This is a genomic window from Caenimonas sedimenti, assembly GCF_007833165.1.
GTDB classification, from domain to species: domain Bacteria; phylum Pseudomonadota; class Gammaproteobacteria; order Burkholderiales; family Burkholderiaceae_C; genus Ramlibacter; species Ramlibacter sedimenti.
This window is the reverse complement of sequence record NZ_VOBQ01000004.1, coordinates 250368-264843: the sequence shown is the minus strand read 5'-3', so window position 1 is coordinate 264843 and position 14476 is coordinate 250368. Positions and strand designations below refer to the sequence as shown.

Here is a 14476-nt window from a genome sequence, read left to right as displayed (position 1 = left end):
AATGCCTGCATGGATCCCGGGTCAAGTCCGGGATGACAACGCCAATGTCATTGCGGGCTCGACCCGCAATCCATGGTGGCCAAGGCACCGCCATCGCTACCGCTGCGGCATGTCCTTCGCGCCGTAGCCCAGGCTCACTGTCGCATCCTCCGGAATCGGCGGCATGGTTTCGTTCCAGCGTTCCCAGGCATCGCGCAGGTCGGCCAGCCGTGCGGGTTCGCGGCCCGCGAGGTTCGCGCGCTCGCGCTCGTCCGCCGTGAGGTCGAACAGGTAGTCGTGGCCGTCCACCCGCAGGTATTTCCATTTGCCGTCGCGCAAGGCGCGCTGGCCGCGGTGGTTCATGCGCCAGTGCAAGGGGCGAGCGAATCCGTGCCCGGGATCGTGCAGCGCCGGCAGCAGCGAAACGCCATCCAGCGGATAGGCCGCATCGGGCGGCGCACCGGCCGCATCCAGCACCGTGGCGGACCAGTCCATCGTCATGCAGGGCTGCGCGCTGACGCCACCAGCCGCGATGGCCGCAGGCCAGTGCGCGATCCATGGCACGCGGATGCCGCCTTCGGTGAGGTCCATCTTGCCCCCCACCAATGGCCAGCTGTCCGAGAAGCGTTCGCCGCCGTTGTCGCTGGTGAAGATCACCAGCGTGTCGCGCTCGAGGCCGTGCCTGCGCAGCGCCTGCATCACCCAGCCGATGCCTTCGTCCATGTGGTGGATCATGCGGCGGTAGGTGTGGATGTTGCCGCCGTGCAGGTGGAACAGGTTGTTCTTCACCTCCTGCGCCAGCGCTTCGTCGTCGCGCGTCTCCCAGGGCCAGTGCGGGGCGGTGTAGTGCAGGCTGAGGAAGAAGGGGGTGTCCCCGTCCGCGGCCACCCGGTCGATGTAGCCGACGGCGCGCTGCGAGATCAGGTCGGTCAGGTAGCCTTCTTCCGCGCGTTCCTCTTCCCCGAACCACAGGTCATGCTGGCCGTTGGAACTGCAGTGGGTGAAGTAGTCGACGCCGCCCGACATCGGCCCGAAGAATTCGTCGTAGCCAGAGCGCAGCGGCCCGAAAGCGGGTGGGTAGCCCAGGTGCCACTTGCCGATCAGCGCCGTCCGGTAGCCGGCCTGCTTCAACAGAGAAGCGACCGTCGGATGCTCCGGCGGCAGGCCCAGTGTCGTGCTGCCCTTGCTCTTGCTGTTGATCGGCTCCTCCGCCGCGCCGCGCAGCCGGTATTGGTAACGCGCCGTCATCAGCGCGAAGCGCGTGGGCGAACACACCGGCGAATTCGAGTAGCCCTGCGTGAAGCGGATGCCGTGCGCGGCCAGGCCATCGAGCACGGGAGAAACCTTGCCGAAGTCCGCATCGCGGCCGCCGTAGCAGCCCAGGTCCGCGAAGCCGAGATCGTCGGCGACGATGAAGATGACGTTCGGGCCGGCCACTAGTTCGCCTTCAGTTCCAGGCGCTTCACCAGGGGTTCCCAGCGCGCCATCTCGGCCTGCATCACCTGGTGCGCCTGCGCGCTGCTGCTGCCTTGCACGACGAGATCCGAGGCCAGCAGCCGGGTGCGGATGTCGGGCTCCTTCAGGATGTCCATCGTCGCGCGTTCGATCGCCGCCAGCACCGGCGCGGGCGTGCCCTTCGCCACCTGCAGCACCAGGCGGAAGCTCACGTCCAGGTTCGGCTGGCTCAAGGCCTTGGCCAGGGTCGGCACGTCGGGCGCGAGCGGCGAGGGCGTGCCGGCCGACACCGCCAGCGCGTTCAGCTTGCCGGCCTTCACGTGCTGGATGACCGTGGGTGTCGCCAGGAAGCCGCAGCCGACCTCGCCGGCCAGCACGGCCTGCGTGGCGGGCGCGGGACCGCGGTACGGCACGTGGTCCATGCGGGCGCCGGACGATTGCAGGAACATCTCGGCGGCCAGGTGGCCGGGCACGCCAGGCCCGCCGGAGGCGTAGGTGATGCGCGTGGACTTGGCCTTGTCGACCAGTTCAGCGGCCGTCTTCACGCCAACCGAAGGGTTGCACACCAGCATCTGGCTGAAGCTCGCGACGATGGACACGGACACCAGGTCGTTGCGCGCATCGAAGCCCTGGTTGCCGTAGACCAGCGGGTTCACCGTGAGCACGGTGTCGGGGCTGAGCACCAGCGTGTGGCCGTCGGGTTCCGCCTTGGCAGCCGCGGCGGCGGCGAGGTTGTTGCCGGCGCCCGGACGGTTCTCCACCAGCGCCGGCTGGCCGGTGCGTTTGGACAGCGCTTCGGCGAACAGGCGTGCCGTGATGTCCGAGGGACCCCCGGGCGGCGAGCCGACCAGCAGTTTCACGGCTTTGGTGGGCCAGGCCGGCGCTTGCGCCAGAGCCGATGGTGCGGCCAGGGTGGTCACGGCGGCCAGCAGCACCGCGGCACATGGCAAAGACTTCGACAGGAAGAAGCGTTTCATGGTGCGACCCTTCTAATCCAGGCTCACGCCGGTGGCCTTGATCGGCTTTTCCCACCGCGCGAGGTCGGCGCGTTGCGCGGCCGCCAGTTCGGCGGAGGTGGAGCCCACCGGCTCGTAGCCCAGCTTGAGCAGGCGTTCCTGCATGGCGGGCTTCTTCACCGCGCCCGACACGGCGCGCTCCAGCCGTGCCAGAGCCTCCGGCGGCACGCCGGCCGGTGCGTACATGGCGAACCACGCGGTGGCTTCCATGTTCACGCCCGACTCTTTCAGCGTCGGCACTTCGGGCACCTGCGGGTCGCGCCGCGGCCCCGTCACCGCGATGATGCGCACCTTGCCCGAGCGGTGCAATTCGGCCGTCTCCGAGACAACGTCGAACTTGTAGCCGATGTGGCCTCCCAGCAGTGCCGTGTTGGCCGGCCCGCCGCCCTGGAACGGGACGTGCGTGAACGACGCGCCGCTGCTCTGCTCCATCAGCACGCCCATGAAGTGCGGCAGGGAGCCGAGCCCGGGTGACCCATACGTGGCGGTCTTCGGATCGGCCTTGGCCTTGGCCAGCATCTCGGCGACGCTCTTCGCGCCGCTGGCCGGGCCGGAGACCACGCCGAACTGGAAATGCGCGATCAGCGAGACGGGGGTGAAGTCCTTCACCGCGTCGTAGTCGAGCTTCTTGTAGACGTGGGGGTACAGGACCATCGGTCCGCTGGGCAAGATGATCACGGTCTGGCCATCGGGCTTGGCGTTCTTCGCCGCCGTCACCGCAATGCGACCGCCCGCCCCGGGCCGGTTCTCGACCGTGACCTGCGCGAAGTCGTCGCGGATCGCGTCACCGACGAGGCGCGCAATCTGGTCGGCCGAGCCGCCCGGCGGGAAACCGACCAGGATCTTCAAGGGCGGCTTGTCCTGGGCGGCGGCCGGCCCGGCCAGCAACGAAGTGAGTGCGATGGCGCAAACGGCGAGCAAGGGGGTGCGGAGGTGCATGGGGTCTTTCGGAGTGGGGTTCGCGCGCGCGGACCATCCACACTCTAGTTGCCCCACAATTGATTGTTCAAATCAATCGTTCACCGCACAAACCCTATGCCTTCCAGGCTCGCTCATCCGCAGGCACTGGATGATTTGCTGCTGTACCGGATGAACCGCGCCCTGCAGGTGGCCGGCGGGATGGTGATCCGCCTGTGCGAGGGCCGCTTCGGCATCACGCGGCGCGAGTGGCGGGTGATCGGCGCGCTGGTGCAGGAGCCGGGCCTGCTGTCCTCGCAATTGGCCGAGCGGGCCCAGCTGGATCGCGCCCGCACCTCGCGCGCGATCACCTCCCTGGTGGCCAAGAAGCTGGTGCGGCGCGCCACCGGCACCGGTGACCGGCGCCAGGCCAGCGTGGCCCTCACCGATGCGGGCCATGCGCTCTACGGCGAGCTGTTTCCGCTGGTGCGCGAGATCAACCAGAGCCTGCTGACGGCATTGCCGGACGCCGATGTGGCTTTGCTCGACACGGCACTGGCCGCACTGCAGCAACGGGCGGAAACCCTGATGGCCCAGGCGGAATTGCCCAAAGCCGACCGGCACCGGGGTGGCCGCGGGCGGACCGCGACTGGATGACGGTGGCAGGGGAACGTTTGCAGGCGTGGCTCGCCGGCCGGGGCTGGGAGCCGTTCGCCTTCCAGCAGGAGGTGTGGCAGGCGGTCGCCGAAGGCCGCAGCGGCATGCTGCACGCCACCACCGGTTCGGGCAAGACCTACGCCGTCTGGCTGGGCATGCTCGAAGCGCTGCTGGGGCGCTATCCGCCGGGCCGCGCGGCGGAACCGCTGCGCGTGGTCTGGCTGACCCCCATGCGGGCGCTGGCGGCGGACACGACGAAGGCGCTGGCCGAGCCCCTGCGTGAGCTGGCGCCCACCTGGAGCATCGGGCTGCGCACCGGCGACACGCCCAGCGCGGAACGGGCCCGGCAGGACCGCAAGTTTCCGACGGTGCTGGTGACGACGCCGGAATCGCTGACGCTGATGCTCACGCGCGAAAACGCCCGCGAAACCTTGTCGTCGGTCGAATACGTGGTCATCGATGAATGGCACGAACTGATCGGCAGCAAGCGCGGCGTGCAGGCGCAGCTGGCGCTGGCACGCTTGCGCACGTTCCAGCCGGCGCTGGTGACCTGGGGACTGAGCGCGACGCTGGGCAACCTGGAGCAGGCGATGCAGGTGCTGTGCGCGCCGGATCCGCGGCCCGCGCCGCGCCTGGTGCGGGGGCGCATCGACAAGACCCTGGCGATCGACACGCTGATCCCGCCCGACCCGGGCAAGTACTCCTGGGCCGGCCATCTCGGTGCCCGCATGAAAGTGCCGGTGGTGGAGGAGATCGAGCGCTCCGGCACCACGCTGGTCTTCACCAACGTGCGCTCGCAGGCCGAGATCTGGTACCAGTTGCTGCTGGAGGAGCGGCCGGACTGGGCCGGCCACATCGCGCTGCACCACGGTTCGCTCGACAAGGCCACCCGCGAATGGGTCGAGCAGGGCCTGAAGCAGGGCACCCTGCGCGCGGTGGTGGCGACCTCGTCGCTCGACCTCGGCGTCGACTTCCTGCCGGTGGAGCGCGTGCTGCAGGTCGGCTCGGCCAAAGGCGTCGCCCGCATGCTGCAGCGCGCCGGCCGCAGCGGCCATGCGCCGGGGCGCCCGAGCCGCATCACGCTGGTGCCGACCAACACGATGGAAATCATCGAATCCGCGGCCGCGCGCTGGGCGGCGCGGGTCGGCCGCGTGGAGAAGCGTGAATCTCCCGAGAAGCCATTCGACGTCCTGGTGCAGCACCTCGTGACCGTGGCACTGGGCGGCGGTTTCACGCCCGAAGCCTTGTTTGCCGAAGTGAGGACCGCGTGGGCTTACCGCGATCTCTCGCAGGCGGAGTTCGCCTGGGCGCTGGCTTTCTGCGAACGCGGCGGCGAGAGCCTGGGCGCCTATCCGGAATACCACCGCATCGTGCGCGGAGAGGATGGCGTGTACCGCGTCACCGACCGCGGCGTTGCGAAGCGGCACCGGCTCGGTGTCGGCACCATCGTCAGCGACGCGGCGATCCAGGTGAAGTACCTGAGTGGCAAGACCCTCGGCACCATGGAGGAGGGCTTCATCGCCCGGCTCAAGGCCGGGGACTGCTTCTTCTTCGCGGGCCGCCTGCTGGAGTTCGTGCGGGTGCGCGAGATGGCCGCGTACGTGCGCAAGGCCACACGCAACAAGGGCACCGTGCCCACCTGGCAGGGCAGCAAGATGGCGCTTTCCACCGAGCTCAGCGACGCCGTGCTCGAGATGATGCAAGCGGCGGCGCAGGGCGACTTCTTCGAGCCCGAACTGGAAGCCGCGCGGCCGATGCTGCAGACACAGCAGCGGCTCTCGCGCATTCCCACGCCCACCACGCTGCTGGTCGAGGCCTTCCAGTCGCGCGAAGGGCAGCATCTCTACGTCTACCCCTTCGCAGGCCGCAATGTGCACCTGGGGCTGGCCAGCCTGCTCGCCTGGCGCCTGGCGCGGGACAAGCCCAACACCTTCAGCATCTCGATCAACGACTATGGCTTCGAGCTCGTGAGCGCCGAGCCGTTCGAGGTGGAGCCCGTGACGAGCGGGCGGATGTTCGCGGCACGCAACCTCATGGCCGACGTGCTGGCTTCGCTCAACTCCTCCGAGCTGGCGCAGCGGCGCTTCCGGGAAATCGCGCGCGTCGCGGGGCTGGTGTCGTCCGGCTACCCCGGCCAGCCCAAAAGCAACAAGCAGTTGCAGGCGTCCAGCGGCCTCTTTTTCGAAGTGTTCCGCAAGTACGACGCCGCCAACCTGTTGCTGACGCAGGCCGAACGCGAAGTGCTGAGCCAGGAGCTGGAAATTTCGCGGCTCGGCGCCACGCTGCAGCGGATGCGGGACAAGCGCATGGATTTCGTGCCGCTGCGGCATCCCAGCCCCATGAGCCTGCCGTTGATGGTGGAGCGCTTTCGCGAAAAGCTGTCGACCGAGCAGTTGTCGCAGCGGCTCGACCGCATCCTGCGTGACATGGAGGCGGACACTTCGTCCTGAAGTCGCGCGTCCTACATCCGTTTCCGGCGCCGCCCGACTGGCCCAGCGGCGGCGGCTGCCTACATTGACTGAGCCGGGACGCAAGCCCGTCCCATTTCAGGATGATCGGAACAAGGAAATCAACATGAGACAGCTGGGCAAGACCCTCGCCGTGGCCTCGTCGCTCGCCGTGCTGCTGGCGCTGGGCGCCTGCGGCGACCGCATCGACACGGCCGACGCCAACGGCAATCCCACCAACCCCGCGCTCCAGGGCCCTGCCGTGGTGGGTGAAGTGAAGACGGAAACCGACGAGACCGTGCGGCCGGCCGACACCAGTGTCATGGGTGCGGGCGCCGAGACTGGCTTGGGGCAGGACGCGCAGATCCTCGTCAAGGTCAAATCGGCGCTGGCGGCCGACCCGGACTTGAGCGCGTTGAAGATCGACGTGGATGCCAGGGAGGGCACCGTCACCCTGCGCGGGACCGCCCCGGATCCGGCCGCCAAGGAACGCGCCGCCGAGGTGGTGCGCCATGTGAAGGATGTGAAGTCGGTGGACAACCAGCTCACGCTCGGCTGAAATCGCCCTTGCGAAATGAAGCCGCCCCGTGGGGCGGCTTTGTCACATCTGGGCTGGCGCCGGTGCCGCCGCAGCGGGATCCGCAGCCTCTGGCGCCGCTGCCACCGCCTGCGCGGCCGGCGCGTGCAAGGTCATCTGCTCCTTGGTTTCACGGATGACGTCGTGCACGAAGCGCAGCTTCTCCAGGGCACCCGCGGACAGCGCGAAGGGGTAGGCGTCCTCCTGACCCAGGCTGCGATTCAGGCTGTTCACGAGCAGGGTCACGGGAACCCATTGGTCCACCAGCACGTTGAAGTCCGGCAGCCCGGTTTCCAGGGGGTTGATCACCTCTTCGACTTCACCCTCGTTCCCGGGGATGCTGAGTTTGGTGTTGTACGAGGCCGCGGCTTCGAGCAGGTCGACCATGTGGAGGTAGTGCGCCCAGGTTTCCGCCCAGTCCTCCCAGGGGTGGGCCGTCGCATAGGCGCTCACGAAGCTGTCCTGCCAGCCCGGCACGGCGCCGCCGCGCGCGTAGTGGTCCTGCAGGGCCTGCTGGTAATCCAGTTGCTCGTCGCCGAAGACTTCCCTGAACGCGTCGACGCGGCCACCATCGCGCACCAGCCGGTCCCAGTAGTAATGGCCGGACTCATGGCGCAGGTGACCGAGCAGCGTGCGGTAGGGCTCGTGCATCTCGACCCGCCGGCGCACGCGCTCGGTGTCGTCCGCTTCGGCCACGTTCAGCGTGATGACGCCGTTGCAGTGGCCCGTCATCACCTGCTGGCCCGGTAGATCGGCGAGGAACTCGAACACCGGCCCGTCGGCGGCACCGTCGGGGGGCGTCATGGAGAGCAGCCCCAGCTTGGCCAGTGTGTAGAACAGGCGGCGCTTCGCGACCTCGGTCCGGTACCAGCGTTCGTGGTTGTCCGGTTGCGACAGGTCGGGCAGCACGCGCGTGAGGCGGCACGACGCGCACAGCGGATTGCTGTCGCTGGCCGGCACGGCGAAGTTGCAGGCCTGGAGCTGCGCGCTGTTGCTGCACAGGCGGTACCTGGCTTGCGAGGCCGCTCCCTTGCGGCGCATGCGCGGGCGCCACAGACCCTCCCCGCGCGGGACGGGTTCGAGAGCCGCCATGGAAAGCCGGTCCGGCAGGAAGGCGAGGGCGCTGCCGCACTGCAGGCACTTCACGTTCTCGAAGAAGATCGGGTGGCCGCAATACTGGCAATGGAATGTTTTCATGAAAAAAAGGCAGGCGCGCGTTGGCGCACCTGCCCCCTGTCAGCTGGTGGACGGGCTTGCCGGCTTACGGGCGCACGACCAGGTTGTTGCGGACTTCGCGCACACCCTTGGTGCTGCGGGCGAGCGCTTCGGCCTGGGACTTCTCCGCGCCGGACTTGGCGAACCCGGACAGGGCCACCGAGCCGTTCAGCACGTCGACGTTGATCGACATGCCGCCGACCATCTTGTCTTCGAGCAGCTTGGCCTTCACCGCGGTGCTGATCGCGCGGTCGTCGACATAAGTGCCGGCGTCGGTCTGGCCACGCATCACGGCGCAGCCGGTGGAGGCCAGGGTGATGCCGGTGAGGATGGCCAGGACAATGGCGCGAGTCTGTTTCATGTGGAGCTCCCTAAAAGTTGAAGTTGGTTTCCAGTGCGGTCTTGCCAAAATGCATACCGGGCCGCCGCACCACGCGGCCCGGCTTGCGTTCATCCGGGTCGGTCGTTGTCCTTGCGATAGTCCGCCGCCGACATCGCGGCCATCAGCAGGCCCGAGAGTTGTGACGATTTCAGGACGGCGACAGCGATGGTCGTGAGCGAAATGAGTTTCCAGGGCCGTGCGAACGTGAGCACCGCACCGGCGGCCGCCGAAATGGCCAGCAGTTGCACCGGCTTGCGCTGGGCATAGGCTTGCAGCATGGGCGTGGCGATGTCGACTGCCATGTGCGCCGGGTGGTAGCGCCACCAGGTCTTGACCGCGTGCTTCATGTGCCCCAGCCAGCCGCTGCCCGGATCGGGAGGATCCGGCGGCTCCGCATCGCCACCCAGGCCGAAGCCCGGCGGCGCCGGCGTTTCGCGGGGATCGTGCCGGCGCTCCCGCCGGTGGATGTGGTCCACGATGGCGAGGCGGCTGCGGGCCAGTTTGTCCGTGGCCTCAGACATGGCAGGCCTTTCCGCGCGGGCCGGCGTTCACGAACGCGCGCCGATCGCGCGCAGTGCCTGCGCATCGGCATCGAGCTGCGCCTTCAGCTCGGTGAACGCCTTTTCCGGCAGGCGCTGGCGCGCCACCGTCCAGCCCCCGATGGCGACCGCCAGCGCGATCCCAGGTGCCACGATCAGCATCCAGTGGAACGCGCCGTGCAGCGCGGCCAGCATGGCCGCGACGCCGGTGAGGATCAGGAACACCAGCAGCCCGAACAGCGCGACGCACCAGGCGACGGCCCGCTTCGCGACCACGAGGCCGACCGTCGAGGCTTCATCCCGCATCAGCGAGGCGTAGCCGGCGACGTGCTCCATCACCAGCTCGGGTTTGCTGATCAGAACGGAGAAGATCGGGTGCACCATGGCGGCGATGCTCAGAAGGAGTTGTCGTTGTTCCGGCGATGGCGCAACGCGAGCACCAGGCCCGCGACCGCGGCGCCGACGGCGGCGGCGATCAAGGCCGACTTCATCGGGTGCTCGGCCACGTAGCGCGTGCTGTTCTGCGCGTACAGGCCCAGCTGGCGTTGCGCGGCGGCGGCGCTGTCGCTCAACGTGTTCACGCCGCGGTGCGTGACGCCCTGCACGGTGTCGCGCCAATCCTTCATGGCGCCCTCGGCTCGTTCCATCGCGTGCGTGGCGATCTGGCGGGTGTTGTCCAGCATGGAAGCGGTCTTTTCTTGCGGGGTCATGGGGTTCCTCTGTGGTGAAACGTGGCGTGCCGCAAGCTTAGGCACCTACGGCCGCGCTTGGATCAGTACCCGGCGTGACCGGGTGTAGTCAGTGACGTTGGGTGCGCGTAGGCGCGCGACTACAGGCGATGCGCCGTCAGGTGGCGTCGGCGGTCGCCGCGGGCGCGGCGGGTGCGGGGGTGGGCGCGACGGGCTTGGGCAGCACGGCCGCGATGCGCGTGCCGTTGCCGGGACGCGAGACCACCGTCAGGCGGCCGCCGGCGGCTTCGACGCGGTGGCGCATGCCGGCGATGCCGTGGCTGGAGGGTCGGGCGCTGCGGGTGTCGAAACCCTTCCCGTCATCCTTGATCTCCACTTCGACGTGGTTGCTGTAGTCGCGCAGGCTGATGTCGACCTGCTTCGCTTCCGCATACTTGCCGACGTTGGTCAGCGACTCCTGCACCAGCCGGTAGATGGTGAGCTGCCGCGACTCGTCGAGTTCCGCCGTCTCCAGCGTGCACACGATCTCGATGCCGGAGCGTTCCGCGAACTCGCGCGCCAGGATCTCGAGGGCGGCGGTCAGGCCGAGGTTCGACAGCGACGACGGCCGCAGGTCCTCGATGATGCGCCGCTTCAGCGCGATGCCGCTGTTGAGCGATTCGGTGAGGTGCTGCAGCCGCTGGCCGATGTCCGGCGTGTTGGCGGCGCCGAGTTTCGATTTCAGCCGGGCCACGTCCAGCTTGGCCGCCGTGAGCAGGGCGCCGAGTTCGTCATGCAATTCGCGCGCCAGGTGGCCCCGCTCTTCCTCACGCACCTGCTGCAGGTGGGTGGCGAGTTCGGCCAGGCTGGCCGTGCGGTCGCGCACCTGGGTTTCGAGCAGGTCGCGCTCCTGCTGCAACACCGCCTGCTGCTGTTCCCCGGCGAGCTTGAGAGCGGTGGTCTGGCGCAGGTAGAGATAGAAGGCGAGCAGGCCCGCCAGCGCGACCGCCGCGATGCCGATGCGCGAGAAGCGCAGCGATTGCTCCACCTGGTCCTGCGCCGCCTCCATCTTGCTGGTCGCGCTGTTGATCAACTTGGCCGCCTGGGCCCGGATGGCGTCCATGTGCTCCTTGCCGATGTCCGTCATCAGCACGAACTTCCAGGCATCCTCGTTGCCCTGCTTGCGCATGCGCACCGACATGTCCATTTCCGCCAGCTTGCGCTGGATGTTGCGTGTCAGCTCCGACACCGTCGCCAGTTCGGGCGCGCCCGGCGCATAGGTCTTGTGCAGGTTGTCCAGGTTCTGGCCGATCTCCGCCACGGCGGCGTTGTACGGCTCCAGGTAACGGGGGTCGCCCGTCAGAAGATAGCCGCGCGACCCGGTTTCAGCGTCCAGCACGTGTTGCAACAGGCGGCTGACGTCGCTTCGTGTCCGGGTGTAACCATCGATTTCGGTCAGTGCGTCGCGCGAGCGCAAATAACCGGTTTCGTTGATGCCGATGAGCACCAGGGCTGCAAATGCCGCGAGGATGAGGCTTACGCCTACACGAGGCATGGAGAAAGACGAAAGCAGTTTCAACCTGAAACCTCATCCTTATGCATAGAATCCGCACACGTCACGACTCAAGGGTAGGCCATTTCCAGCCGGAAGTGGCGCACAATGAAATTCAGGGTGTGACGTCACGAAAAGGTGAAGCATGATCAAAGTCGGCATTGTGGATGACCACGCCATCGTGCGTTCGGGGCTCAAACAGTTCTTTTCCGAACAGGTCGACCTGCGGGTCGCCGGCGAGGCGGCCAGTGGCCGCGAAGCCATCGACCTGGTTCGCACGACCGAAATGGACGTGCTGGTGATGGACTTGTCCATGCCGGGCCAGAGCGGCATCGACGCGTTGGGAATGATCCGGGCCAAAGCGCCGGACGTGGGCATCCTGATCCTGTCCGGGTATCCCGAAGAGCACTACGCGATGAACCTCATCCGCCAGGGTGCGAGCGGCTACCTGAACAAGGAGTGCGAGCCGATGGAGATCGTCAACGCGATCCGCACCATCGCCCTGGGCCGGCGCTACATCTCGCCCGCGGTCGCCGAACTGCTGGCGCAGCAGCTGAATCGCAAGGAAGGCGGCGCGCCGCACGAACAGCTCTCCGAGCGCGAGTTCCAGGTCTTCCTGAAGCTGGCCAAGGGTGAGACGGCGGGTGACATCGCGAAAGCGCTGTCGCTGTCGGTGAAGACCGTGAGCACCTACCGCACGCGGCTGATGGAGAAGATGAATCTCTCGTCCAACAGCGACCTGACGTACTACGCGCTCAAGAACAAGCTGATCGACTAGGAGCCCGGCTCCTGGGGCCGCGGCTCCTCGCTCAACGCGAGGCAGTAGTCGACCAGCGCGTCGATCTCGTTGGACTTGTCGAAGACGGCATCGGCGCCGAGCGCCTTGCAGCGGTTGCGCATGTCCGCCGTCGCATAGTTGCTCAGGACGACCAGGTGCTGACCTGCGTTGCGCTGCCGGCACGCGTCGATCACGCCCAGGCCGCTGCCTTGCTTGAGGAACAGGTCGACGATCGCGAGGTCCCATTGGGCGTGGTGGGCGGCGAACCAGGCCTTGGCCTCGTTCTCGGTCTCGGACCAGCCGAGCGATCGCACGGACGCCAACTCCTCCAGCGTCCCGATCAGGTTCTCGCGGATGGTGGCGTTGTCCTCGACGATGTAGGTTCTCAGTTCCACGATTGGCCGCGGTGCGGCGCCTCCGTCCCGGGGGCATTGTGCCAGCCCGACCCGGGGCACCACGTAGGAGCTCTCCTACCTCCCCATTCTCGTTCTTGTAGGCCTGGCCGCACAGGTGCCTGTGCCGTGCGCTGACTGCCAAGTGCCTGCGCCGCTGGAATAGTGCAACGCAACAAGGCCGACATCCGAGAGGCCGAGGGGCTCATTCCATGAAATTGCTGGTCGAATCTTCCGTCGTCTTCTTCGGGACACTGCTGGCCGCCGCGCTGATGGCGCTGGGGGAGCCTGGGCACGCCGAGCTCGAGATGGCGCATGCCGCGCCGGCGTACGAGACCGTGCTGGCCTCGTTGTTCGCCGACTGATCCCGCCGCGCGGCCCTGTCGCGGGGGCCCTACACTCCCTCCTTTTGCACGCGCCCGACGGCGCGGCAGCGAGGAGACCCCGAATGATCCATTTCATCCTTCATGACGCCCGCGACACCGTCGCGGTCGTCGTCGTCGAAGGCGTCCAGGCCGGCCAGCCACTCAACGGCTGGATCATGGACGACGACCGCACCATCACCCTGCAGGCGCGCCAGGACATCCCCATCGGGCACAAGATCGCGCTGGCCGACCTCGCCGAGGGCGATGCCGCCATCAAGTACGGGATCGCCATCGGCAAGGTGGTGAAGCCCATCGCCGCCGGCGAGCACGCGCACGTCCACAACATCAAGACCCAGCGTTGGTGAACCTCGGAGGCAACATGGCGATCATCCAAAAAGACACCACATTCCTGGGCTACCGCCGCGAGAACGGCCGGGTGGGCGTGCGCAACCACGTCATCGTCCTGCCGCTGGACGACCTGTCCAACGCGGCGGCGGAGGCGGTGGCCCACAACATCAAGGGGGCGCTCGCGATCCCGCACCCCTACGGGCGGCTGCAGTTCGGCGCCGACCTCGAACTGCACTTCCGCACCCTCATCGGCACCGGCTGCAACCCGAACGTGGCGGCCGTGGTGGTGATCGGCATCGAGGACGGCTGGACCAAGAAGGTGGTCGACGGCATCGCCGCCACCGGCAAGCCGGTCTGTGGCTTCGGCATCGAAGGCCACGGCGATCACGAGACGATCATGCGAGCCAGCCGTGCCGCCCGCGAATACGTGCAGTGGGCCAGCGAAAAGCAGCGCGAACGCTGTGCCATCGACGAGCTCTGGGTCTCCACCAAATGCGGCGAGTCGGACACCACCTCCGGCTGCGGCGCCAACCCGGCGGTGGGCAATGCCTTCGACAAGCTCCACGCGCACGGCGCGACGCTGTGCTTCGGCGAGACGACCGAGCTCACCGGTGGCGAGCAGATCGTGGCGGCGCGGTGCGCCAACGATGCGGTGCGCCAGAAGTTCATGTTCATGTTCGACCGCTACCAGCAGGTGATCGAGCGCCACAAGACCTCGGACCTCTCGGAGTCGCAACCGACCAAGGGCAACATCGCCGGCGGCCTGACGACCATCGAGGAGAAGGCGCTCGGCAACATCCAGAAGATCGGCAAGAAGTGCACGGTCGACGGCGTGCTGGACAAGGCCGAAATCCCGACGCACCCTGGCCTGTGGTTCATGGATTCCTCGAGTGCCGCCGCGGAGATGGTGACCTTGTGCGCGGCGTCGGGCTACGCTGTGCACTTCTTCCCCACGGGGCAAGGCAACGTGATCGGCAATCCGATCCTTCCGGTGATCAAGATCTGCGCGAACCCGCGCACGGTGCGGCTCATGAGCGAGCACGTCGATGTCGATGTCACGGGCCTGCTGCAGCGTGAGATGACGTTGGATGACGCCGGCGACCGCCTGCTCGAATCGATGCTGCGCACCGCGAACGGCCGGCTGACGGCCGCCGAGGCGCTGGGCCACCGCGAGTTCGTGCTGACCCGCCTTTACGAATCGGCCTGAAG

Annotated in this window: 17 protein-coding genes; 7 read left to right on the top strand and 10 right to left on the bottom strand. The window is 67.7% G+C overall.

Translation table 11 applies throughout. The annotated features are described in order from the left end of the window. Positions 1–96: 96 nt before the first annotated feature. Genes FN976_RS05925 through FN976_RS05915 form a run of 3 tightly spaced genes read right to left on the bottom strand, consistent with a single transcriptional unit; the run spans position 97 to position 3389 of the window. Positions 97–1416, bottom strand: coding sequence for a sulfatase family protein (locus FN976_RS05925; protein ID WP_145891963.1), 1320 nt, complete (start codon positions 1414–1416; stop codon positions 97–99). Continuing rightward, entirely contained in the window at positions 1416–2411 is a 996-nt protein-coding gene (locus tag FN976_RS05920; RefSeq protein ID WP_145891961.1) for a Bug family tripartite tricarboxylate transporter substrate binding protein, read from the bottom strand. The genes FN976_RS05925 and FN976_RS05920 overlap by 1 nt, the downstream gene beginning before the upstream one ends. A 12-nt stretch (positions 2412–2423) precedes the next feature. Next, on the bottom strand, positions 2424–3389 hold the full coding sequence (locus tag FN976_RS05915) for a Bug family tripartite tricarboxylate transporter substrate binding protein (protein ID WP_145891959.1): 966 nt from the start codon (positions 3387–3389) through the stop codon (positions 2424–2426). Positions 3390–3485: 96 nt separating this feature from the next. Between FN976_RS05915 and FN976_RS05910 the strand changes: the two genes are divergently transcribed. From FN976_RS05910 to FN976_RS05900, 3 genes are all read left to right on the top strand, one after another. Continuing rightward, complete coding sequence (locus FN976_RS05910) at positions 3486–4004, top strand: MarR family winged helix-turn-helix transcriptional regulator (protein WP_145891956.1); 519 nt, start codon at positions 3486–3488, stop codon at positions 4002–4004. Continuing rightward, positions 4001–6454, top strand: coding sequence for a ligase-associated DNA damage response DEXH box helicase (locus FN976_RS05905; RefSeq protein ID WP_145891954.1), 2454 nt, complete (start codon positions 4001–4003; stop codon positions 6452–6454). The genes FN976_RS05910 and FN976_RS05905 overlap by 4 nt, the downstream gene beginning before the upstream one ends. Before the next feature lie 124 nt (positions 6455–6578). After that, positions 6579–7010: a BON domain-containing protein gene (locus FN976_RS05900; protein ID WP_145891952.1), complete on the top strand. Its 432-nt coding sequence runs from the start codon at positions 6579–6581 to the stop codon at positions 7008–7010. 42 nt (positions 7011–7052) lie between these two features. Here FN976_RS05900 and FN976_RS05895 read toward each other — a convergent pair whose 3' ends face one another. The 6 genes from FN976_RS05895 to FN976_RS05870 all read right to left on the bottom strand — a co-directional run bounded on the left by FN976_RS05895 (position 7053) and on the right by FN976_RS05870 (position 11387). Continuing rightward, positions 7053–8225, bottom strand: a complete 1173-nt coding sequence (locus FN976_RS05895) for a zinc-binding metallopeptidase family protein (RefSeq protein WP_145891950.1) — start codon at positions 8223–8225, stop codon at positions 7053–7055. 64 nt (positions 8226–8289) lie between these two features. After that, positions 8290–8604, bottom strand: a complete 315-nt coding sequence (locus FN976_RS05890) for a BON domain-containing protein (RefSeq protein WP_145891948.1) — start codon at positions 8602–8604, stop codon at positions 8290–8292. A gap of 89 nt (positions 8605–8693) precedes the next feature. After that, the gene (locus FN976_RS05885; RefSeq protein ID WP_145891946.1) at positions 8694–9146 is read right to left on the bottom strand and encodes a hypothetical protein; all 453 of its coding nucleotides are present in this window, start codon (positions 9144–9146) and stop codon (positions 8694–8696) included. Between the two features lie 27 nt (positions 9147–9173). Then, positions 9174–9548 (bottom strand): hypothetical protein, encoded by a 375-nt coding sequence (locus FN976_RS05880; protein ID WP_145891944.1) that lies wholly within the window; start codon positions 9546–9548, stop codon positions 9174–9176. An 11-nt stretch (positions 9549–9559) separates the two neighbouring features. Next, positions 9560–9874 carry a DUF883 family protein gene (locus FN976_RS05875; RefSeq protein WP_145891942.1) on the bottom strand — a complete coding sequence of 105 codons (315 nt, stop codon included), beginning with the start codon at positions 9872–9874 and terminating at the stop codon, positions 9560–9562. Positions 9875–10010: 136 nt separating this feature from the next. Next, positions 10011–11387: a CHASE3 domain-containing protein gene (locus tag FN976_RS05870; protein WP_145891940.1), complete on the bottom strand. Its 1377-nt coding sequence runs from the start codon at positions 11385–11387 to the stop codon at positions 10011–10013. Positions 11388–11529: 142 nt separating this feature from the next. On the opposite strand from FN976_RS05870, the gene FN976_RS05865 reads away from it, so the two are divergent. Beyond that, positions 11530–12162 (top strand): response regulator, encoded by a 633-nt coding sequence (locus FN976_RS05865; RefSeq protein ID WP_145891938.1) that lies wholly within the window; start codon positions 11530–11532, stop codon positions 12160–12162. Here FN976_RS05865 and FN976_RS05860 read toward each other — a convergent pair. After that, positions 12159–12557: a response regulator gene (locus FN976_RS05860; RefSeq protein ID WP_145891936.1), complete on the bottom strand. Its 399-nt coding sequence runs from the start codon at positions 12555–12557 to the stop codon at positions 12159–12161. The genes FN976_RS05865 and FN976_RS05860 overlap by 4 nt on opposite strands. A 209-nt stretch (positions 12558–12766) precedes the next feature. On the opposite strand from FN976_RS05860, the gene FN976_RS28785 reads away from it, so the two are divergent. The 3 genes from FN976_RS28785 to FN976_RS05850 all read left to right on the top strand — a co-directional run bounded on the left by FN976_RS28785 (position 12767) and on the right by FN976_RS05850 (position 14474). After that, the gene (locus FN976_RS28785) at positions 12767–12919 is read left to right on the top strand and encodes a hypothetical protein (protein ID WP_186510759.1); all 153 of its coding nucleotides are present in this window, start codon (positions 12767–12769) and stop codon (positions 12917–12919) included. Positions 12920–13002: 83 nt separating this feature from the next. Then, positions 13003–13284, top strand: coding sequence for a UxaA family hydrolase (locus FN976_RS05855; protein WP_145891933.1), 282 nt, complete (start codon positions 13003–13005; stop codon positions 13282–13284). Between the two features lie 14 nt (positions 13285–13298). Further along, on the top strand, positions 13299–14474 hold the full coding sequence (locus FN976_RS05850) for a UxaA family hydrolase (RefSeq protein WP_145891931.1): 1176 nt from the start codon (positions 13299–13301) through the stop codon (positions 14472–14474). Positions 14475–14476: the final 2 nt, after the last annotated feature.